This is a genomic window from Arthrobacter sp. 2YAF22_2 (assembly GCF_052114645.1).
In the GTDB taxonomy this organism is placed as follows: domain Bacteria; phylum Actinomycetota; class Actinomycetes; order Actinomycetales; family Micrococcaceae; genus Arthrobacter.
The window spans coordinates 1-2113 of the sequence record NZ_JBFRFD010000581.1; the positions used below are offsets into that span (position 1 = coordinate 1).

Below are 2113 nucleotides of genomic sequence, written 5' to 3' on the forward strand. Positions count from 1 at the left end.
GCCAACGACAGCAGGGTAAGTCCGGCAACGGCCGGCGTCAGGACCTTGGCCAACAGTGAGTAACGCTTGTGCTCTTCCATCCAGAATCTCCTCATTGAGTACTGGCGCCCGTGCCGGGGAACCCGGAGCCCGTGGCGCCTGAATGCTTGCTGGTCGATTGGGCGGCAGGCCCGATACGAAGGTTAGAAATAAATGCATAATTCCTAGAACAATGTATCTTGGTGGATACGATGTGGCAACCATCACAGAAGACATAGTTTGAGATGCGACGCAATCCGCCTCCCGGAAGGAAGCCAACGATGCCCCTCACCCAGACCCTCTCCACGCCTGCGCGCCCGGACCTTTTGGCCAGGCCGCTGCGCCTGCTCATCGACGGCGCATGGGTGGAAGGCAGCGCCGAGCCCTTGTCCCTCATCGATCCCTCCAGCGGCGAACAGCTGGTCGACTCTGCCTCCGCGACCGCGGGGGATGTCGACCGGGCCGTCGAGGCCGCCCGGCGGGCCTTTGACTCCGGTCCCTGGCCAGCGATGACCCCGGCCCAGCGGAGCCGGCTGATCTGGAAGCTCGGCGAGGCCATCGAGACCGCCGCCGACGAGCTGGCCCTGCTGGAAACGCTGAACACAGGAAAGCCGCTTGGCATTGCCCGTGCCTTCGAAATTGGCGGGGCCGCGGAGTCGTTCCGCTACAACGCGGGCTGGGCGACGAAGCTAAACGGCGAGACCCGCAACGTCTCATTGCCAGGCGAGTGGCACGCGTATACCCTTCGCGAACCCATCGGCGTCGTTGGTTTGATCGTTCCGTGGAACAGCCCGTTGGCCATCACGGCGGCCAAATTGGCGCCTGCCTTGGCCGCCGGCTGCACTGTCGTGCTCAAGCCCGCGGAACTTACACCGCTGACCGCAGTCCGGTTGGGCGAGCTGGCCCTGGAGGTGGGATTCCCGCCCGGCGTGCTGAACATTGTCCAGGGCCTCGGTGCGGTTGCCGGCCAGCGGATCGCGGACCATCCGCTCGTGGACAAGATTTCCTTCACCGGATCGACGGCCGTGGGCAAGCACCTGCTGGCCTCCTGCGCGGGGAATTTGAAGCGCGTCTCGCTGGAGCTCGGCGGAAAATCCCCGGTGGTCATCTACCCGGATGCGGACCTCGAACGGGCCATCGATGGCGCCTCGATGAGTATCTTCGGCAACACCGGCCAGGTTTGCGCTGCCGGCTCCCGTCTCTACGTCCATGAGGCCGTGGCGGATGAGGTGATTGCCGGGATCGCGGACAGGGCCGGGGCGCTCCGGATCGGCGCCGGGATCGACCCGCAGGCCCAGCTCGGCCCGGTGATCTCCGCGCAGCAACGCGAGCGCATCCTCGGCTACATCGAGAGCGGCCGGGAGCAGGGCGCAGAACTGGTCACCGGTGGTGCGGCAGTCCCGGGAAATGGCTTCTTCATCCAGCCGACCATCCTCCGGAACACGACCCATGAAATGAGGGTGGTCCGCGAGGAAATCTTCGGGCCCGTGCTCTCCACGGCAACCTTCCGGGATGGAGACAGCGTCGCGGACATCGTGGCGCGGGCCAATGACACGATCTACGGCCTCTCGTCGACCATCTGGACGAAGGACGTCTCCCGGGCCCACCAGTTCGCGCGCCGGATCAAGGCGGGAAATGTGCGGGTCAACGCTGCCGGCGGCATGGATGCGAATATGCCGTTCGGCGGCTTCAAGCAGTCTGGCTGGGGCAAGGAGAACGGCCGCGAAGGCGTGGAGGCTTACACCGAAGTCAAGTCCGTGGCGGTCAATATCAGCGGCGCCTAGTCCGCCGCCCGGATTCCGCAAGCGAACAGGGCCGGACGCTGGTTTCTTCCACCAGCGTCCGGCCCTTTTTGTCATTTTGTCTTCCCGTCCCGCGACAGTCTGCAGGTCTTGTCGACAGCCGCCCTACTCCAGGACGGAGACCGCGACGCCGTCCGGCACCTGCGCTTCGACCGCGCGGTAGCGGCGGGGCCAGACGCCCTGCTTGCCCGGGGACAGGATCCCGTTCGGGTCCAGCGCGTCCTTCAGCCTCTCCTGGACGCGGCGGATGGCATGGTTGCCGTAATCGAAGCCGTCCGCGATGACGTCCATGT

General features: G+C 65.5%; 2 protein-coding genes. One reads left to right on the top strand and one right to left on the bottom strand.

Going from position 1 to position 2113, the window contains the following annotated elements; all coding sequences use genetic code 11:
- Positions 1–299 precede the first annotated feature (299 nt).
- Positions 300–1802, top strand: coding sequence for an aldehyde dehydrogenase family protein (locus AB4Y86_RS17505; protein ID WP_441403436.1), 1503 nt, complete (start codon positions 300–302; stop codon positions 1800–1802).
- Positions 1803–1925: 123 nt separating this feature from the next.
- Here the strand turns inward: AB4Y86_RS17505 and AB4Y86_RS17510 are convergent.
- Positions 1926–2113: hypothetical protein (locus AB4Y86_RS17510; protein ID WP_441403437.1), on the bottom strand; the 188-nt coding region annotated here is incomplete at its 5' end.